Genomic DNA, 19,620 nt, shown 5'->3' on the forward strand with positions numbered 1-19,620 from the left:
ACTAAACCAACATTTCTGATATCCCCCTCATAAGTATCGGATACAATTCGCCGTTTTTTTCTCACAGAAAATAGGTTAAAAAATATGCGAATTGGTTATGTTCGAGTGTCAACAATTGACCAAAACCCTGAACTTCAGCGCGAAGCTATTGAACGTGCAAATTGTGAGCTAATTTTCGAAGACAAAATGACCGGCACGAAAGCTAAAAGACCAGGGTTAAACCGCTTACTCAAAAAATTAAAACCTGGCGATACGGTTGTTGTATGGAAGCTGGACCGGTTGGGGCGTTCACTCATAAACCTGGCGGATCTGCTACAAACATTTAAACAGAAAAATATCAAGTTTCTGTCTCTGACCGAAGGCATAAATACCGATACATCAATGGGGCGTTTCACATTCCATATTATGTCGGCGCTGGCGGAAATGGAGCGTGAAATCATCATTGAGCGAACGCGCGCGGGCTTGGCTGTTGCACGTAAAAAAGGCCGAATAGGTGGTCGCCCACCAAAATACTCACAGGAAGATTGGGCGCAGATGGGACGTTTAATTCTCGACGGCATGAGTCGTAAGCAGGTCGCCATTATTTTCGATGTTGGTGTCTCGACGCTCTATAAAAAGTTTCCTGCATCACAGATGGAAAGCCTGGACGATGCGTATACGGATGCCTATGAACAAGCGGAGTTCAACAAGCGACCGATATGGGAGCAGGCTCTGGAGGAAGGCTAGATAGGTTCTAAGTTCAAACAGCCCCAGCCAACTCCTTTCATTTGCAATACACATACTCACTACTCTGCACCTTTCAAATCAGTAGTTTTACGGAGGGTTTGTGGCAGAAGTAGAAGCGAATCTCATACAGGCGCTTTTCCTGTCGCTACTCAGCGGCATTGGCGTTTTCCTGCATGGGGTGCGCGAGGAAAGGATAAAAGCGTCATCCCTTAACTTGCTCACCGAATTGGTGTTAGCGGTACTCGCAGGATTGACCGCTTATTACATCGCCAGACATAAGGCCTGGGACGATAGCTTGCTATATCTCGCCGTGCTCGTTGTTAGCAACAACGGTCGCGAGGTGTCTACAGCTCTCAAAAACCGACTTATCGACACAATCCAATATTTATTTGGGCCAAAAGGGGGCCGGGGCTAATGAACGATATTCAACAATATTTCCTTGTGGGAATGGCTGCGATAGCGGTGCTCGATCGCTTTTTGTGTAAAAGAAAGCAGGTCGTGTTGCTGGGGGCCGGTGAAGGCGTCGTTAAGGACAATGCGATAGCTTTCCCGGTTAAGTTTAAGGTCAATTGCGAGAAGCTAACCGGCGCGCATATCGAATATTGGTTGCGCGACTCCAGTAACCCCACTGCGGTAATTACGGGTAAGACCAGAACACTGGATTTAACGCCCAAAGGCTTAAACCAGGAGTATTTACTTATTGATACTCGCTATCTGGATACGGGGACCTGGGAACTAACGATCCGTGTAACGCACGGCAATAGTCGAATGAATCCGCTGTATCGTATTTTCCCGCTTCAGGAATCAACTTCCCGTAATTACCTCATCACAAAGGAGAAAGGGGGATACAGTGTCATCAACTAAAGATAAGGGCTACATCACGCTTAACTTTGACGAGTTGAACGAGAAAGGCCTTGATAAGCTGAAGAAGGCTATCTCTAAATCAGGGTATGAGGTTGTCAAAATCATACCTGCAGGCACAGCCCGTCGAAAAGATGGTATCCCGGTAAAAACTTTCGAGCTGAAAGGGATTGATGAACAGGCTATGGTTGTTCAGGTCAACAACACTGGCGATATCTCTGGCATTAAGCTGAACGGCAAGAACGCACCATACACCCCCGTAAAAACTATGGCTGAGCTGGGTAAATCATTAGCTGATTTATTCCGTAAAGGCTCCACCGCATTTCAGAAAGCGCTAGCCAGAAAACTCGCGCGGGCTGCGAAAAAAGATGAGGCTGGCAATAAACCAAAAACTACCAAAGGCGTTAAATCCAGTGTGCAGATCCTCAGCGATGCGCGCGCACGTCGTGAGGAACTGAAGGGCGGTATTACCGCGACTCAAAAGAAAATTGAGTCCTTATCCTCTGATTCCGACATGACGCAAAAGTCGCGTGAAAACATCCAGGCCGAGCTAAATCTGGAGCTGGCAAAAACCAGTCAGTTAGAGAAAGAGATCGCACAACTGCAGAAGGGGGAAAAATGACCGTAATACTGACTGACAAAATTCTTCTGAAAGACGTGCCTGGCTATATAGCGCCTGCAGTTTCTGATGATATTTACAACGAACTGATGAAGGGCCAGAGCGCCGATTTGATGCTGGAAAGCGCCACTATTGAAGAAGTGGACCAGTCTTATCTTGGCGATGAGCTGGTCTATGTCTCTCATGCAGCAATGTTTGAAGCGATTAGCACTGAGCGCATGCGTTTGTCGCAGACCATGCGCGCGTTCGTAAGGGCATTAAATCGCGGTTTGAACGGAACCGACATTAAAGCAGGTACGGATGATGCTGGCCTGGACGATAGCGGTGAAAAAACGATTGGAGGGGCTGTCATCGGTAAGGTTCGCCGGGTGAACAGTATTCCAATTATGACGGCGTTGATTCCATTATCAGATGGGCAGTCAATTTCCCTGGTTTTCCACTCCCCGACTGCAGATAACGGGCGCGTAAAGAACAATGATTTGCTGGTGGCCTTCCGTTTCTTGCTGAACAAGCGCGATGTAACACATATTGTGGCCCCCATTGGCGGTCGCGATGTGTCTTTGCAGCAAGTAACGCAAGCTCTTGCAAACCTGGCAGAGCGTAACAGTGCAAAATTCACGAAGCAGCAAGATGCTCAGGTTAAATTACGCAGTGATATAGACGCGCTGAACGCTGAAAATGATCAGTTAAGCGAACAACAATCCTCTCTGCTAACTCAGGTCGAATCACTCCAGACCAAGTTAATCGCACATCAGAGCGATGAGCGGGACGTGCGGGAGAAGCTCGCTAACCAGCGTCGAATTAATGCCGAACTGGAGGCTAAAATTGTAGCTTTGCAGGGAGTATCTCAGGCCGGTACCACTGATACCGGTTCATCTTTCACGGATGCAACGCGCAAAGTGAAAGACCGTATGGGTATTGATGGTAAGGCAACTCTGAGTAATGGGGCCATAATCCGTTACAACTCATATGATCATGACGGCGAGCTGCAAGGTAGCGTAATTATTACCGATCCTTCTGGTAAGGTTTATGAAATGCCATCCCCATCATCCCAGGGCGGGGCTATGGGGGTTACTGCAACTAAATTACTGAAAGCCTATCGAGAGAACCGCGCTGATCGTTACGTTGTCACGACACCACCACCACCAGAACTTCCCCCGGAGCAACCGCCAGAACAACCGCCGGAGTTGCCACCAGAACAACCGCCAGAACCAACCGCTAAGTACCGTTATGCGCTTACAAGTCGCCCAGCGAGTATCGGTGCTGTCCCGGCAGATCACACTGCAATTTTGGATGCGCCGGAACAGAGCGATAAATATGGTCGTTTGGCTCGTCATGGTTTCATTGAATACGATCGTAAGCTGACAGAGCAGGAAGCCTCTAATTTTGAGTTGAAGCTGATTCCGACCGAGGCGGATCTCGATGTACTGGCGAAAACCGTCGTTAGTGATTCAATGGCTAATTACGCACAGCAATATGTTGAAATGGCTGAGAGTGACCCGGCAACGTTCGGCTCTCAGGTGAAGCTGAATACGAAGAAAGCTGCGCCGAACATTGCTTACCCGGAAGGCGACGATCTCGATTACTTTATGGAGAAAGTTAAGGCCGAGTTGGTAAGCCAAACACCTCCCACGCCGCCGCAGACTAATGAGGAAACTCCCGTGGTATCTGAAGCCGATACAGCAGCGAATGATGCGTTGAGTTATCTGGATGCCGTAATGCAACTGCAGTCGAAAGACATAGCGGAAATCCGTGACGCCCGTAACAAGGTTCGCGGGGCTATTGCCGCACTACAGAATGCTGGTCGTTTTGACGAAAATGAAGACAAAGTGAATGCCGCTGCGCAACACCTGTCTGATTTACTGGTGGCAATTCAAAGAGAGGGGGCTGGAGCATGAATTTAAGCGCGCTGGAACGCCTTGACCTGAATGATCGCCTGGATGAATTGATGGTTCAGGCCACAACAGCTAAAGGGCTGGATTTGCTGGATTTGAATGACGAAATCGACGCTATTTTGGTGAAGCTGGGTTACGGTACCGAATCAATCCCAGCCGACCCAGCTGAAGATAATACGCCGTCTATCGTTAAAGACTTTCTCTCCGGGAAGTTTGTAAAACAGGCCCAAATGGATTTTGTGGATACGCTTCGCCAGGTCGGTGAGTACCTTAACGAATTTCTGACACTGGACGATATGAAGGGCCAGGCCAATGCGTGGGTTGCTCAGAATGACTACGCCATCTGATCTCTGATAACCAGCCCCGTTAATCGGGGCTTTTTCTTCTCCCCTCTGAATAACACACACTCCTTATCCTTCACGAAACCTAAAACGTGGAGGTATGACCGTTGGAAACAGCACAACAGGCCATTAGCAACACACCAGGTCTGGATAGCCTAATTACGCTGGTGGCGTCACTGCAGTTGAGACAAACCCCCATAGGGCGAACGTCGTTTGTTGTGACGAGCAAAGGGGATGAGGTCAAAACGGGCTTTAAAGTTGTTAATGCCAGTAGCCTGATAATTTCGAATAACCTTGATGGGACGATAAACCCTGCATTCCCAACGGAGCTGCAGCCGAGGGATCGTACCCGAATGTCGAGTAAGATTCAGGTGAGCAAGATCGCCGGAAACTTACGTCCAGCACAATTAACCGATTCAGGGTTAAGTAGCCACGGTGCGCCTATTGTCGGCCCTGACAACGTTGTTGAGTCGGGGAATGGGCGCTCAATGGGAATACTACGGGCCTATGAGCAAGGGCAGGCTGACAGCTATCGCCAGTATCTGATCGACCATGCAGCCGACTATGGGGTTAAGGCTGAAGATATTGCCCGGATGGATATGCCGGTGCTGGTGAGGGAGCGTGTCACCGACGTTGATCGTGCTCAGTTTGCCAGAGATTCCAACCTCTCAGATCTGCAGGAAATGGCAGCGAGCGAAAAGGCATTCGTAGATGCCGAAATGCTCGATGAGCGGCTTATGGCGATGTTTTCCCCTTCCGAAGAGGGAAATCTACTTGCCCGGTCTAATGACGGCTTCATTCAGTCGTTTATGCGCGAAATTGGGGATACTGCAACTGCAGGTCTGGTAACGACTGACGGCAGGCCGACCAAGCAGCTGATTGATCGCATTCAGAACGCTATTTTTGCAAAAGCGTACAAAGACGAACGACTTGTAAAAATGGTCGCAGAAGAACCCGATCCCGAGATGCGTAATATCCTGACTGCACTCAACACCGCAGCCAGTGATTTTGCACAAATGCAGATGCTATCTGGTGACGTTCACAAAGAGGCTGTGAATGGGCTGGTGGGTGGTATTGAGGAAGTGGACGGTCTTGATAAACAGGCCATTGCCGCGCTACAGGAGGCCATTAACCTTGTGCGCCGGGCCAAAGACTCAGGCCAGGCAATCGAAGAGGTGATCGCACAACAAGGGCTGTTTGAAGACATCAGCAAAGAGGCTGAGGCCCTGGCGCTATTTATCGTTGCCAATAGTCGCAGTTCCAAGCGTATAGGCGCTGCCTTCAAGAAGATGGCGCAAAAAATAAATGATGAGCTAATCCACCAGCAGCAGGCGCTGGGGGATATGTTTGGCGGCGGTAGCCTGTCACTTGTTGATGTGTTGTCTGCAGTCTCTACCGAAATTGAAGATGAGTTTGGTGAGGGGAAAGGGCTTAACTTTGCGATGTTCGAATCAGCACCGGGTGATAACCGTGCCTATATATCGCAAATGATCACGAGTGCAACAAGCGTTGACGAGCTGGTAAACGTCATCAAAATGACCGGAAAGCTTGCTAAGGCCAATCCGAATACTGAAGAAAATCTCGCGCGCCTGAGTGCTTCTGTGGGCAGAAACATGCTTTATTCACAGCGACCTCTAATTCAGCCATGGGTGGAAGCGCACGGTTATAGCGGCAATCTGCTTGGCGAAATGGCAACTTCTTCAGAAAATAGCGCCTTCTACTACAAGGCGTTGCAGGAAGCCATTAAAAATAATGAACCTGCGCCGTCACTGGCGGATGCCAGAAATATTGATTACCGGGTGAAGTTATTTTTGGAAGCATCAGAGGGTGGGGCCAGTCCGGATCGATTGTTCATGCTTATGCACAAGCTTGAAGACTTAATGCAATCAGACTTGAGCTGGCAGGAGTTGCGTAAGGCCTGCAGAACCTGGCTGGACAAATTCATGAAAATGCCGCATGCCATCTATGCGAAAGTCACGAGTAAGTTTGATAAAAAACTGGCTGATGCAAAAAGTATCCCTGAAACGATAGCCGCTCTGCAGTGGGCGATCGCTGCAGGCAAAAAGGCACTCACGGACATTAGCGATGTAATGGAAAGTGGAAAGGCTTCGCTCGATGCGGTAGGGCTGTCGAAAGACTTTAGCGGCGACGAGCTGGCAGATGCTTACATCGATGTTTTACGCCGCTTGAAAGCGCTTGCCGAAACTAATGATAAGGATGGTCGTCTAAAGCTACCTGAAGAGGTCGATTATTATATTGAGCAGATTAATAAAGTTCGTGACCGGCCTGAAAAGTTGAAACCATATTTGAAAGATGTTTTCACGCCACATGGCGGGATAGGTCTGGAGGTAGATCGGCTTAAATGGTTTATAGACCGTGAATCAGATGAAGCCGTTCAGCTATATGAACTTGAGAGGTTATTCAAGGATAAAGCTCCATACCCGCCTCTAATTGTTGAGAAAATACACAGTAAAGTTAAAGCGGCTATGGATGCCGTGATGCAGGCATCCCCAGTGTCAAAAGAAGATGCCGAAGCGTGGGGCAATGCGATTGAACTGGATAGCGACATTATTGAGAAAACCACTGTTACAGCAGGATGGCGTACTGGGTACGATGCGCGCGATGTTGCGGAAAAGGTCTTTACCTTGACCGGCGGCAAGCTGGATACGCTGAAAAAGATTGAGCACCAGGCGAAGGTTAGAGCGAGTGCAAGCCAGAGCTGCCAGTCTGTGACGATCGACGCGGATACGGATGCCGAACATGTTATGTGGCACGAACTTGGACACCATGTGGAATTTTCTAACCCCCATTTGCTGGAGCGCGCAAAAGGCTTCATTAAATCAAAGACTGAAGGACGGTTGGTATACAGCAATTTTGGCGGGTACGGCGATGCTGAGTACAAGGTCAAAACATCACTAAGTCATTACTACATGTCAAAAATCTACATGGATAATAGGGTAAGTCTCGCGAGTGGTAAGTTATTATCGAAAGCACCATCGTTGAACAATTGCCGCTCTACTGAAGTGTTTTCAATGGCGCTGCAGTGCTACGCCGATCCTGAATTGACTGCAACTTCATACTTAAACGGTGACGGCATTATCGAGTTTTTACTGGGATGCTTTAAGGAGCTGCAGAATGCGCATTAAGGTAACAATGCCCGGAGGAAAAGCCGGTATGGTTGAATGCAGTAATGCCGGTACGCTGGTAATAGTTGAGGGAGATATCACCCAGGATGATATGCGCAATGCTCTTAACGGTGTACGGCCTAACTCTGCCGTGGGAGAGGTGAACTCTTTAAATGCTGACGCACATTTGGTCTTACGTAGCCTGGAAAGCGCTGGTTGGCAGGTGGACTGGCCTGAAGTTGACGCTGGCGATGATGATCCGAATGATGAAGATACCCCGAACATAGCCAGCACAATCCACTAAGAAACGCCCACTTCGTGTGGGCTTCTTTTTGCTCGCTACCGGTTGCAAAGTACAGAGCGGTTACTGTTTCGGCTCATTGCTAACAGAGGAAAAAAGCATGAGTCAGCCCAATGAACTCCGTTGGATAGTTGAGGCCCGTAAACACATCGGGTTACGTGAAATCAAAGGTGCGGAACATAACCCCGAGATCCTACAAATGTGGAAGGACATTAAACGTGGTGGCATCAAAGACGATGAAACTCCGTGGTGTGCTGCATTTGTAGGTGCGATGCTTGAGCGTGTAGGCATCCAGTCTACTCGATTTGAATCGGCACGAAGCTACACCTCTTGGGGAACCGCGCTGCACGATCCGGCATATGGTTGCATTGTGACGTTTACCCGTGAAGGTGGCGGTCATGTCGGCTTTGTTGTTGGTCAGGATGCAAACCGTAATTTGTTAGTGCTGGGGGGCAACCAGGGCGATGCTGTAAACATTCGTGCATTCCCGCGTAGCCGTGTAACCGGTTATCGCTGGCCTGCCGGTGAGCCGGGGCCGGAGTCATACAAGCTACCACTGCAGAATGCGCAGACGTCCACCAGCGAAGCGTAATTACCGAAAACCATCCGGTTTTTTGCTGTAATCCACGTCTTTAAAGCTGGCACGGAATATACCGTCATCACGCTGGTGGATAGATTTTTTCATGGTATCCATCAGCTTGATGAACATGTGCTTGTAACGCTTCTCGTTGGCACCGAGTACAGACTGTCGTTCGTGGTAATTGCGTTCTGCTGTATTGAGCTGCCCCTGAATCCGTGTTTTGTTAATGCGCTCATTCCACTGCTTCAGCGTTTTGCCTTTCACTCCTTCTTGCTTATCCACAGGATCACTTTCACCGGTCCCAATATTTGTCTTTTCTTTCTGACTTTTAGAAGGGGTTAATATCTTCTTTTGTGACGCATTTTGCGCCCCCTTTTCGGGTTGCGTTTTGCGCCCCCCTGATTTGTTGAAAAGCACAGCTGACGCGGCTTTCAAAGCGAAGGCCATTACTTTTTGTTTCACTCTGCTGGTGGTTTTACGAAACAGTGCGATCGCAAGGCAAAACAGCATGGCACCGCGCGTTAGTGTGCGTCTGGCAGTTTCAATACCAATTTTGTCTTGGGGTATTTCAGAAGTAAAAATAGCGCGACCGGAAGCGCCTGCAGTGAAGCGGTCGAGTGTGGCTATGGAAACTTCGGCATCGAGCGCGAGCGTTTTACGGCTGGCATAGCAAACGCCGGTGTGGGACGGATTTACTTTGTTGGCGATGCTGGCAGCAATCAGTTTCCCGGTCCGGCTGATAAGCGCCGCTGGCAGGAAAAGAAAAGCGTGACTTAGTTTATATCCCGTGGGGTAGTTCTTTTGTACTTCAAGCCAGAGAGCCTCATTGTCCATGTGGTGATAGTGTTCAAAATCTGGCAGGTCAGCGCTAATGACACAGCCCGTGATAGCCGACGACATGTCATTCCATAGTTCCTTTGTGTTATCCATTCTGCTTCATTTCCATCGTTATATTGATTTAGAAAACCTCCAGACGCGGGGCTTCCTGTCACTGAGTAACATTTGGACAAAGATGGTCACGGGTGAGCAAAAAAAAGACTTGAGTGCCGAGATCGGCGCTAGTAAACTGGACGCTAGTCTAGTAACCAGACAACAAAAGGCCTCCGCTCAGTAAAGAACGTTTTCATCTTTGTGGGCTGGGAAAAACGGATCGGGTTAATTCATATTTGCCTCCTTTTTGTCTCCTTTTATTGTTGCCTCTTTGTTTCGGCATGGTTGTTGGCTTATCACATTGAATTTCAGGGGCTTAACCCCCGGCAAGAACCACCTGGCAGGGTGGTTTTTTGCTTTCAGCGGGTAATATCACCCACAGATTCCCAAAAAGCACGATCTTTTTAGCCGTTACGATCCTGATCGTCGGGAACTGGATACTATTCTGATCTCTTGTTTTTGACAATGCTGTGTTTATTTACACCTTAGAATTAACGTTATTAATTTATTGCTGGAATGGCATAAAAAACCGCCAGTTAAGGCGGTTTGAGCGGTTTGCTACGAAGTTATTTATTCGGACGTAACCAGAGTACATCCTCATCGCTGGCGATGTTGGTTTGTTTCGCCGGATCGTGTTGGCGGGGAGGGTGATCGCCGATAGGTAGGCTGGAAGACATATTTCCTGCAGCTGATTCCAGCATCGCAGACAACACATGAATATCTTCTTCAGATTCCATACGTAGCAGCGCCTGACGTTGTTCTTTGCTGAGAAAAACAGGCAGGCTGTTTAATGTTTCTCGCATAATACGGCGGCGGGTTTTCGCCAGTTCACCGGCGCTTTCCAGCATGGCGTTTTGCTCACTAACTCGCGCCTGCATTTCCGCCAGTTGGCCCTGCAGCGCCCACATCTTACTTTCTAGGTGGCTGGTATGCTCTACGGCCTCAAACATAGCCTGATCTTCTCGCAAAGTTTCAAAGTGATGGCAAAGGTCCGTTGCCGCGTTTTCACTAAAACCTGACTCAATCAGCCCAGCGATCATAAGCTCGGTGCGCGTACCGGCAGACTCAAGCATTAATGACGCCCTGTCCAGGCTGATATAGTTTGGCGTGGTTACATAGTCAAAACCATAAAAGCCGGTGACTACTGAACGGAGTGAACTGTCGTTGCCGCCAGTGGCCCAACTCCAGCCACCAGCTCTTGACGCCTCCATGCCACTGACAATATGGCCTGGCTCAGTATCAAGAATCTCCTGTGTGTGCGTGACCACGCCATCATCATCTACTGATACTGAAAGGGTGCGGTTGGACGGGACATTCGTCAGAGTTACGGGTTTGCCTTCCACAACCGCTACGGAGACTTCAGGGAGAGTTAGTTTTCCTGTTTTGGCGTAGTGAATTTGTCGGCGACCATGACCATAGTAGCCGTACATTTCACCGAGAGAGATGCATTCTTTTACTTCAGGATCGTTGAAGGTATCTCTAACCGATTTCAGGATGTAATTGCGCGTATTCTGCGGTGTGTGGCGACGAATGGTGTCCACCAGAGAAAAGCGATCGGTAACTGTCTTTAGTGATTTCAAGGTGTGCTCCGTATTACTGTTGTGTCATAACAAATTTGGCGAAGTTAAGCAGTTGTTCCCGACTCCATGTTTCCGGGTTACTGTCATCACCTCTACCTGGGGCGGATTCGTACATCATGTCGTCGTGTTCTCCTGCGTCTTTGGTCGCATTGAACTCTTTGATCATGGACTGCAGCATCTGCTCATCCATTTTTAGCTGGTCGCAAAACAGGTAACGCATGAACGTTTCACTACCAGCCAATTTGGGGCTTTGCTGGATCTGGTCGAGAATTTGCGTGATAACAGCGATGAAGTTGGCACGGGAATCCTGATCTCGGGCTTCTTCCTGCATCAATGCTGTGTTCATTGAGTTGAACTGGACGGAGTAGGGGCGCTGGTTAGACAGGTAGGCTTTACCGTGTTTGTATGCCAGATGAATATCCGTGAGCCGGTAAATCACATCGCTTGCTGCCTGGCGGAGCCATTGAGCACGGATCGCGGCTTGAATAGCTGTTTGCGCCCAACCACCTTCACCTAATCCCCCTGACATTTGGTCTGCCCAGCCGAGCATGGTCGAGTCTATGCCCAGGCTTGAGCACAGCTGGCGAAGATGAAACATGACGTCTTCAATGCCGGTGATATCAGCTGGAATGTACTGGGTATCAATAGTGATGTTATTCTTGCCATCCCCCATAACCGGTATCAGATGGTTAAGCACCGTCGGCATGGTATTCGCCTGCAGAGAACGGCGTGACATAGCTTCGCTGTTACGCTTCAGGGATTGGCTGACCGTGCGCGTGTAGTTCGCGGCGTTTACCGGATCGAGAGTGCCGGTTGTCAGTGCGATCAGCCGGTCAATTTTTGCAGCGTTGTAACGTGTGGCCTTCAGTGCATTCAGTGCGCCGCAAAGGTTCATAAACGCTTCATACGAGTTTTCCAGAAAGCTGGTCCCGTAGTTCTGCGTTTCGGTGATAGGGTGCTGGTTTTGTTCCGTTAATAGGGAATATCCACGCGTACCGGTTGTGACCGGAATAATTTTCCCTGATGGCGTCCAAAACGGGTTTTTCATTGCCACGATCTCCCACGGGTCAGCCAGCATGCGTTGCATTGTTTCCGGTGAAAGAAGGTAATCGCCTGAGAACCCCGCGAGAGTCCCGCCTTTGTTAAATTCCTGAATGAAGTACGGGAGGGTGTAGTAAGACGATTCGATATTTACGATCCCGCGACCAGGCTCACCGTAGGGGCGCATATATCCGACGCCGAAAATAGCCATGAGTAACCCCCACGACGGCAGGCCGGTATCAATCATTTCCCCCAGGTCATTCATTAGCTCATTGCAGCGCGCCACGGTTTCTTTATCCCCTGGGTCTTTAGCAACGATGGAGAACGCCAGGCCCGTCCGTTTACTGGGAGATAAGGCTTGCGCGAGGTGGATATTTAACGCCTGGGAAACCGTGGCGCTTTTTGCCATTTCCTCCAGCACTGTGTACCGCGACAACCTTTCCAGAGGCAGCTCAAGGTTGATACCTATCTGATCCGCCTGTGTTGTCAGTTCTCCAGGCGCGTCTTGCCGGTTGCCAGTCAGAAATGACAGCCCCGACCGTGAAACCACATTGTGACCACTGCTGATGGGGAGTTGTGCCAGTGGCGCGGCAGGCGCACTGGAGAACATTTTTTTCAGGGCCGCAAGTGGCCCGGAGCTTGTCGTCTTTCTGTTAGCCATGTTTTGACCAGTACCTTTGTTAAATACAGACCGCTTAGATTTACGTGGATTTTATTGGGTCTATGTTTTACGGACATAAGGTTAAAAAATGACAAACCAGCTTTCAGAGGCAATTGGTGGGGCATCAACACTAAGTGAGTTGATAACAGCCATACTTCGCGCGCGTAAGGTGCGATCGGTTGTGCAATTCGGCATTGAAAAGGAGAGCGGCGTAAGTATCCAGCGAGCCAGGCGACAAGCGAACAATGACGCTATGCGATTGCTGAATGAGCTACCTCAAAATTTTAATGGGAACAACCTGAGCGCTGAACAGCGTGAAATTCTTGCGGGTTACACCGGAGAAGGTGGCCTGACCGATGGGGGAAGCCAGTACGAATACTACACGCCGCAATTTATGGCTGAAGGTGTGTGGGATCTTCTGGCTGATTATGGCGTAACGTCTGGTCACGTTCTTGAGCCGTCTGCAGGTACCGGTATTTTCCAGGAAACGAAGCCTGCAGGTGCCATTATGACTGCAGCGGAGATCTCGTTAGTTTCCGGTCGTATTAACCAGTTACTGCACCCTGAAGACAGCGTACAGCTGGGGGCGTTTGAGACTTTAGCGGCTAAAGTACCGGATGATACATACGACCATGCAGTCGGAAACGTCCCATTTGGCGAAAGCCGAACTGGTTACGCTGAGCTTGATCCCGCTTACAAAAACGAAACGAACGTCGGGCATTACTTCATCCTACGAACCATAGACAAGGTGAAGCCTGGTGGCCTGATTGTGCTGGTGGTACCGAACGGTATGACCGACGGCGGAGGGACGAACAAGAAGCTGCGCGACCGCGTATCCCGTAAAGCGGAGTTTTTGGGTGCTCACCGTATGCCGTCCGGTACCTTTGCCGAGAGCGGAACATCAACGGTGGTCGATGTATGGGTGTTACGTAAGCACACGAAACCCCTGGCGGAGATCGTCAATGATGCCACTGACAAAATGCTCACCGGCGCGAATGTGCTGTGGCCTGTATTCATTAAGGGTAAATGGTTCCTTAGCCCCGAGGGGAAACGCTTTGTTCACGGAGAAACAGAGCGCTCATCATTCAATAATATTTTGACGGTCAAGAAGGATGGCCAACTTACCAATGCGGCAATGAAACAGGCGCTGTCACGTCGCTTTGATAGCCGAATTGACTGGTCCATGCTCACCATTGAACAGGATTTGTATCAGGGGGCCGTCGAAGGTGACAAGCGGCTGGTGGGCGATATCTGGCATACGTTCGACGGCGACAAGTGGATACGAGACACAACGACTAACCATACCGCCATTGATGCTGCCAGATTCGGTGTAGCAACGTTTGGGGATTTACAAACGAGATGCCGATCTCTGCAGGGGCTGCTATCGCTGACCGCCAGCCAGATCGCCGCCGTCATGGATGTTTACCCGTCCCTTCTTTCCGATCGTCAAAAAGGTATTGTTTCATTTGCTCTAAGGCAGAAAGCCAGCCAGCGTGAACGAGTAATGCGTGGGGGCTTGATTGGCCTGACGATTAACGATGCACAGGACATGATCGCCCAGGGGCGTGACGCGGGTTCTTTGCTGGTGGACGCGGCAAGGATTACCGCCGAAGAGGTAGCGCGAAACGGATCACCTAATGGCCTGCGGTTATCCGGGTTGTCCGATAGTACCGCGAAGGCCTGGCTCACCTTCCAGGCGAACGTAACCAGAGAAGGCCAGCTGTCGGATTTGTTGACCGGTAATATGAATGAGACTGAACTGAAAACGCTGGATACCGCTAATCCAGAGCAAGTAGTCAGTCATTTATTTAGCCAGATTGACCTGATTCCCGTCACGCTGGAGCAATTTAGAGAGGTCTGTACTGCAAAGCTTCCTGAAAGTGATGACGCATTACTGGCGTATCTTGCCGGGTTCCCTGAAATTGCGCTCGATGGCTATGGAAACATGCTGCCAATGTCCCGCGCCACCAGCGGAAATGTACGCGGCAAAATCAACCACCTTGCAGGGCTGGTAAACGAGTACCCGGACGGACCCGAAAAGCAAAACTTTGTTCGCCAGATGGAGCTGATTAATGCCCGTCGAAAAGCGGCCCCAATCGACAAAATTAAAGTCAACCTCAACGCCCGTTGGCTTGACCGTCGCCTGATTAAAGAATTTCTCGCCGAACAGGGTTATGACGCCTTCCGCTATACAAAGGATCTGGAAGTTGAGAATGGCTACCTGGTGTCGGCGGATGATTACGAAGGTAAAGACGGTATTTTTACCGGGTATCAGCTGCGAACCGTCACCAGCAATAGCGGTGTAACTGAGTTTAAAAAGGCTAATAACAGCGATGGTTTCCTCAACCAGCTGGAGAACTACCTTAACGGTGTGAAGCCGCGCGGCCCGAAGGCGGGGGAATACCTTTCTCGCATAGCTAAGCTGGAAGGTAGCTTCAACGATTGGTTGCGATCACATCCTGACGTTGAGGGTGTTGTGAACGACTACAACGATGCCTTTAACAACTACATTCCGTTCGAACATTCCAGTGAGTCACTTCACCTGGAAGGACTGTCTGGCAAGCGCATCCCATTAAGCTATCAGAACTCTGAGGTTCGCCGCCTTTCGGAAGATGGGCGCGGGATCATGGGCTTTGGTACCGGCCTGGGTAAAACGACGACGGCGCTTGCCCTTGAAGCATTCAACTACCAGCACGGACGTTCAAAACGCACTGTTTTTGTCGTTCCAAAGGCGGTCTACCACAACTGGTACCACGAGGCGCGGGACTTCTACAGCCCGGAGGTCTTTGCGCAAATGCTGTTTGTCGGCATTGACGAGGTACGTGGGGAAGATGGCGAGATTCAGACATCCCAGGTTCGCAATGAAAACAACGAGCCGATGACTGATCGTGACGGCAACCCGGTAATGCGTAACGTCATTAAGGATGCCGATAGCGCCACGATTCTGGAGCGAATGAACCGCATACCGGCGTCGAATTTCCGTAGCGTCATCATGACCAAAGAACAGTTTGGCATGATCCCGCTGCGTGAAGAAACCATAGAAGAGAACTCGGCACAGGCGCTCTATAACGCTATTGATATGGGCCGTACCGATCTTCTGAAAAGTAGCCATCGTGCTGAGCTGGCGAAGAACAAAATTAAGGACAAGGCCGCTGACACTGGCACAGCGAAAAAGCACCAGGTTCCGTACTTTGAGGACATGAATTTTGACAATGTGATCGCCGATGAGGGCCACAACTACCGAAATTCACTGGCTGCTGGTCGAGAAACCGCGCAGTTGGCCTATTTGCCGAATCCTGCAGTCTCGCAAATCGCGCGCGACATGGCTGTGAAAAGCGCCTACCTGATGAAGAAATTCAACGGTCGCGGCGTAACCCTGTTAACAGCTACTCCACTGGTAAACAGCCCGTTAGATGCCTTCAACATGCTATCTCACGTCGTGCCGGTTGAAGAGTGGAAAGCCATGGGGATATTAACCCCTGATGACTTTGTTCGCGTATTTGGCGAAACCGCTAATGTGGTGGTGCAGAAGATATCCGGCGAGGTTGTTGATAAGCAGGGGCTGGTGGGCTTTAAGAACCTGGACGGCTTACGCGGTATTTTCCATCGCTGGACCACTCTCAAGACCGCTCAGGACGTCAAGGAAAGCGTCAAAATCCCCGACCTGAACGAAATCAACGTAGACGTGCCGCTAACGCAAGAGCAGGTCGATATCTACGAGGAATTGCGCCAGCGCGCGGCGAAGATCGGGCAGAAAGACGTCATTGAACGCAATGAGGATGGCACGATTTCCATCACGGCGAACAAAAACGATGACTTTATTTTCTCGGTGATCCGCGACATGGATAAGCTGGTCATTGACCCTGATCTATATCGGTCGTCAATGACGTTTATCTTCCCCGAAGACCAACGCGAAAAGGTTATGGCTATTGCCGCCGGTCTTCCCGCTGCAGCTGGTGGGGTAGAGGCTGATGACGATGAGTCTGACACGGGCCTGGTGAGCACGTTATCCAGTAAGGTAGTCGAAACCAAAGTTAGTACCCGTGGGGATGCCGTCGAGCTGGTGGTTAGCGTAGACCTGGAAGCTGCAGTGCTTCAAGCCATTGCGAAGGCCGGGATCGACATGAAGACAGTCACGCACCCGATCCCACCGAAATATGCCGCTCTGATTGCCAACCTTAAAGCCGGACTGGTTAACGGTAAGCAAATCATCTTCATGGATGAGAAAAGCCAGCACGGTAAGCTACGCCGCATTTTGTCGAATGCGCTGGGTATGGATGAGAGTCAGATCGGGATCATCAATGCCACCAGCGTACAGCAGGCCACCGGCGTGAAGCTGAAAAAGGTTAAAAAGCCGGTCGAACCGACGGAAAAAGCCGACGGTACATACAAAGACGGTGCTTGGGAGAAATATTACAGCGAGCTGGCAAAATATGAGGACTACATTTCCGCGCTGAATGATATGTCGCTCACCGGCATGGAAGGGATCGCCGCTGATTATAACGAAGGTCGAACGCCGATCGTCATCTGCAACAAAAAGGCTGAAGTAGGGATTAACCTTCACAAAGGTACCACGGATATTCATCATCTGACGCTACCATGGACCCCTGCCAGCATCAACCAGCGCAACGGGCGCGGCGCGCGCGTAGGTTCATCACAGGATAGCGTGAACGTCCATTACTACTGTGGCAAAGGTTCATTTGACGAATTCCGGTTAGGTACGCTGAAACGCAAGGGTAATTGGATTGGCGAAATCATGACGTCTGATGCCTCAACGCTCAAGAACGGCGACATGGATGAAAATGACGATATTCAGCTGCTGCTGGCGGCGAACCAGGATGAGCGTAAAGCGCGTCTTGAAGCGCAGCTTTCAGCCCGACGCGAAGCGGAACGCCGTAAGGCCGAAAAAGAAGCTGAGGTAGCGCTTGATGTGTACCTGCGTTCGTCCATTGCGGCAAACGAAGATCCGACCGCGCTGGCTGACAATCTCAACGAACTGACTGCACAGCTTGGCACCCAGGAGGAAGCGGTAGAAGAGGCGCGCAACGAAGTTACGAAGGAGGAATCCGAATATAACAGCTGGGCGGAGATCCACGGTAAGCGAAGCGCTGATGTTTATCACGGTTCGTCACGACGCAATGCCCGGACCATGTTGAAATATCAGATTGAGAAACTAACCGACCTGAAAGGCCAGGTTAAAACAGCCCGTAATACCCTAACGCGCAATAAAAACGCCGCCACCATGCTAAAGCGCGCCAAAGGCGATCTGGAACGTAGCATTGCTGCAGGTGTGATCGATATTGACCCGGATGTATTGCTGAATCCGTCTAATTACATGAAAACGAATAGCGGTCGAGTGTTAAAAACCGACGCTTATTACACCATCAATACTGATACCTCACAGCAAGTGATTGTGCGCATTACTCGCCTGTTACCGGAAAAACAGACGGTAGAAACTGAAATCACTTACACCTCAGTTTATCCGTACTCCACGTATCGCATCGGATCGAAGAGAGAAATGCCGGTGAGCGATATTATCAACCAGGTTGATGTTTCATTGGATACGGTAGAGGCAAGACGTCGGGCAGCTGAAGGCCTCACACCAGACAAGGTTGCCAGTGTCCTTACCCGTGCGCAGTTTTACGATGCGGTGACGGAGAACGTCTTACGCGTGAGGGATGATTACTGGATGGCATACAATGACGGCAAACTTGAGCTGGTCTATATCTTGCGTGGAGCCTTGCCGGATGATATCGCGCCAACGTCTTATGTTTACCCGGACAGTAGTGATGATGGCCTAAAACGTGCTCTGTTTGCATACAGCCGTAGCGGTTCGAGCATGTACTCGGCAAGACTCTTTTTCATTGCTGTATTTGGGGAAAACTACACCGCCGAGCTGGAGGCCTTTGGCGAGCAGGGGACCGTAGAGGATGTATTACCGGTGCTCAATGAATCAATCGCTAAGGCTGAGGCCATGTATAACGATTCATTGGCTGGGGCGTCGGATAGCGACATTCGCGCCCAGTTTAACGGTAACTATGAGTCTGTTAGGGCTATGTGGAAACACCGCATTTCAACGTCATCCCTGTCACAGCTACACGAGCGATTCTCAAATAAGAGCCAGCTGGAAAACCTGTTCCAGAAACTGCGTGATGAGCGCCTGGTGGCAAAGCTACAGGTCATGAAAGATGGCAATGAAAAGTTGGCGCAAAAACTGTATGAGCAATACTCCCGCCTTAGTGGTGTGCGGTCGCTGAAGGTGATCCGCGATCTGGTTGACTCATCCACTGCCGACTTAATTAAACAGGTGAATAGCCATGATTCGCTGCTGACGTCTTCCCTCGCTGATTACCTGATGGCTGGGGTGCTGGTGGGCGCATACTCCGAAAGCCGTATATCGGTTGAGGATTTCCGCAGCGCAGAGCTGGTGCGCCGTCACATTGACGTAATTAAATATAAATTACAGGAGATTAAGCACGGGGGGGTTAAACAATTTGCTTCATCATGGGAAGAATATCTCTCTATGATGGCAGGGGAAAAAACAGCTGAAGAAATTGAAGCCGAAAAGCAGGAGCGAGAGGCAAAACAAGCGGAAGCAACAGAGTTTACCCAAGAGCAAACTGACGAGAAAGAATTAGGCTTCAGCATTCAGCAAAACTCGCTGAATCTTGAAGGAAAGCGCGTCTGGCGTCGTAGAACGTTCAAACTCAGCTATCCGGCTGGTGGTGCGCACGTTTTGTGTGATACGTCAGGACGTGCCACGCTCAAGAAAAAATCCGTGCGGGAAATGCTTAAAGAGAAATACGGTGCGACGTTCTGGAACTTTGAAGACGATCCGGTTGAAGGTAACGAGTTTACCCAGCCTGCGTGGGTAGTCTCAAGCCGGTACGACAAAGCCGAAATCCAAGCCAGCATTCAGGCCATCATTTAATTTTCATGGAGAGGCCCAGGTGACTGGGC

Annotated in this window: 13 protein-coding genes; 10 read left to right on the plus strand and 3 right to left on the minus strand. The window is 50.1% G+C overall.

The genetic code is table 11. The annotated features are described in order from the left end of the window. Positions 1 to 84 precede the first annotated feature (84 nt). From OGV71_RS01565 to OGV71_RS01605, 9 genes are all read left to right on the plus strand, one after another. Positions 85 to 726 (plus strand): recombinase family protein, encoded by a 642-nt coding sequence (locus tag OGV71_RS01565; RefSeq protein ID WP_197385936.1) that lies wholly within the window; start codon positions 85 to 87, stop codon positions 724 to 726. A 100-nt stretch (positions 727 to 826) separates the two neighbouring features. Continuing rightward, the gene (locus OGV71_RS01570; protein WP_071444913.1) at positions 827 to 1,141 is read left to right on the plus strand and encodes a hypothetical protein; all 315 of its coding nucleotides are present in this window, start codon (positions 827 to 829) and stop codon (positions 1,139 to 1,141) included. Then, a complete protein-coding gene (locus tag OGV71_RS01575) occupies positions 1,141 to 1,590 on the plus strand; it encodes a hypothetical protein (RefSeq protein WP_071444912.1) in 450 nt (149 codons plus the stop codon). Before OGV71_RS01570 ends, OGV71_RS01575 begins: the two co-directional genes overlap by 1 nt. Then, a complete protein-coding gene (locus OGV71_RS01580) occupies positions 1,577 to 2,209 on the plus strand; it encodes a defense against restriction DarA-related protein (protein WP_071444911.1) in 633 nt (210 codons plus the stop codon). Before OGV71_RS01575 ends, OGV71_RS01580 begins: the two co-directional genes overlap by 14 nt. After that, positions 2,206 to 4,104 (plus strand): antirestriction phage head protein DarA, encoded by a 1,899-nt coding sequence (darA, locus tag OGV71_RS01585; protein ID WP_071444910.1) that lies wholly within the window; start codon positions 2,206 to 2,208, stop codon positions 4,102 to 4,104. Before OGV71_RS01580 ends, darA begins: the two co-directional genes overlap by 4 nt. Continuing rightward, positions 4,101 to 4,448, plus strand: a complete 348-nt coding sequence (locus OGV71_RS01590) for a hypothetical protein (protein WP_071444909.1) — start codon at positions 4,101 to 4,103, stop codon at positions 4,446 to 4,448. The genes darA and OGV71_RS01590 overlap by 4 nt, the downstream gene beginning before the upstream one ends. A 101-nt stretch (positions 4,449 to 4,549) precedes the next feature. Beyond that, a complete protein-coding gene (locus OGV71_RS01595) occupies positions 4,550 to 7,588 on the plus strand; it encodes a hypothetical protein (RefSeq protein ID WP_286532471.1) in 3,039 nt (1,012 codons plus the stop codon). Then, a complete protein-coding gene (locus tag OGV71_RS01600; protein ID WP_071444907.1) occupies positions 7,578 to 7,871 on the plus strand; it encodes a hypothetical protein in 294 nt (97 codons plus the stop codon). The genes OGV71_RS01595 and OGV71_RS01600 overlap by 11 nt, the downstream gene beginning before the upstream one ends. Positions 7,872 to 7,968: 97 nt before the next feature. Next, a complete protein-coding gene (locus OGV71_RS01605; protein ID WP_071444906.1) occupies positions 7,969 to 8,460 on the plus strand; it encodes a TIGR02594 family protein in 492 nt (163 codons plus the stop codon). Here the strand turns inward: OGV71_RS01605 and OGV71_RS01610 are convergent, their stop codons facing one another. The 3 genes from OGV71_RS01610 to OGV71_RS01620 all read right to left on the minus strand — a co-directional run bounded on the left by OGV71_RS01610 (position 8,461) and on the right by OGV71_RS01620 (position 12,660). Further along, positions 8,461 to 9,378 (minus strand): hypothetical protein, encoded by a 918-nt coding sequence (locus tag OGV71_RS01610; RefSeq protein ID WP_220755881.1) that lies wholly within the window; start codon positions 9,376 to 9,378, stop codon positions 8,461 to 8,463. Between the two features lie 566 nt (positions 9,379 to 9,944). Beyond that, a complete protein-coding gene (locus tag OGV71_RS01615; protein ID WP_197385910.1) occupies positions 9,945 to 10,958 on the minus strand; it encodes a head processing protein in 1,014 nt (337 codons plus the stop codon). A gap of 13 nt (positions 10,959 to 10,971) precedes the next feature. Continuing rightward, a complete protein-coding gene (locus tag OGV71_RS01620; protein ID WP_071444902.1) occupies positions 10,972 to 12,660 on the minus strand; it encodes a portal protein in 1,689 nt (562 codons plus the stop codon). A gap of 88 nt (positions 12,661 to 12,748) precedes the next feature. Here OGV71_RS01620 and OGV71_RS25540 point away from each other — a divergent pair, with 88 nt between their 5' ends. Beyond that, positions 12,749 to 19,591 (plus strand): helicase-like domain-containing protein, encoded by a 6,843-nt coding sequence (locus OGV71_RS25540; RefSeq protein WP_197385911.1) that lies wholly within the window; start codon positions 12,749 to 12,751, stop codon positions 19,589 to 19,591. Positions 19,592 to 19,620 lie beyond the last annotated feature (29 nt).

This window comes from Citrobacter sp. Cf088 (genome assembly GCF_030334295.1).
Lineage (GTDB): Bacteria > Pseudomonadota > Gammaproteobacteria > Enterobacterales > Enterobacteriaceae > Citrobacter > Citrobacter freundii.

Excerpts from the sequence above, each read along its gene's own strand:
- OGV71_RS25540 (WP_197385911.1), top strand. The coding sequence starts at position 12,749 with ATGACAAACCAGCTTTCAGAGGCAATTGGTGGGGCATCAACACTAAGT.
- OGV71_RS01600 (WP_071444907.1), top strand. The coding sequence starts at position 7,578 with ATGCGCATTAAGGTAACAATGCCCGGAGGAAAAGCCGGTATGGTTGAA.
- OGV71_RS01620 (WP_071444902.1), bottom strand. The coding sequence starts at position 12,660 with ATGGCTAACAGAAAGACGACAAGCTCCGGGCCACTTGCGGCCCTGAAA.
- OGV71_RS01575 (WP_071444912.1), top strand. The coding sequence starts at position 1,141 with ATGAACGATATTCAACAATATTTCCTTGTGGGAATGGCTGCGATAGCG.
- OGV71_RS01565 (WP_197385936.1), top strand. The coding sequence starts at position 85 with ATGCGAATTGGTTATGTTCGAGTGTCAACAATTGACCAAAACCCTGAA.
- darA (WP_071444910.1), top strand. The coding sequence starts at position 2,206 with ATGACCGTAATACTGACTGACAAAATTCTTCTGAAAGACGTGCCTGGC.
- OGV71_RS01605 (WP_071444906.1), top strand. The coding sequence starts at position 7,969 with ATGAGTCAGCCCAATGAACTCCGTTGGATAGTTGAGGCCCGTAAACAC.
- OGV71_RS01590 (WP_071444909.1), top strand. The coding sequence starts at position 4,101 with ATGAATTTAAGCGCGCTGGAACGCCTTGACCTGAATGATCGCCTGGAT.
- OGV71_RS01610 (WP_220755881.1), bottom strand. The coding sequence starts at position 9,378 with ATGGATAACACAAAGGAACTATGGAATGACATGTCGTCGGCTATCACG.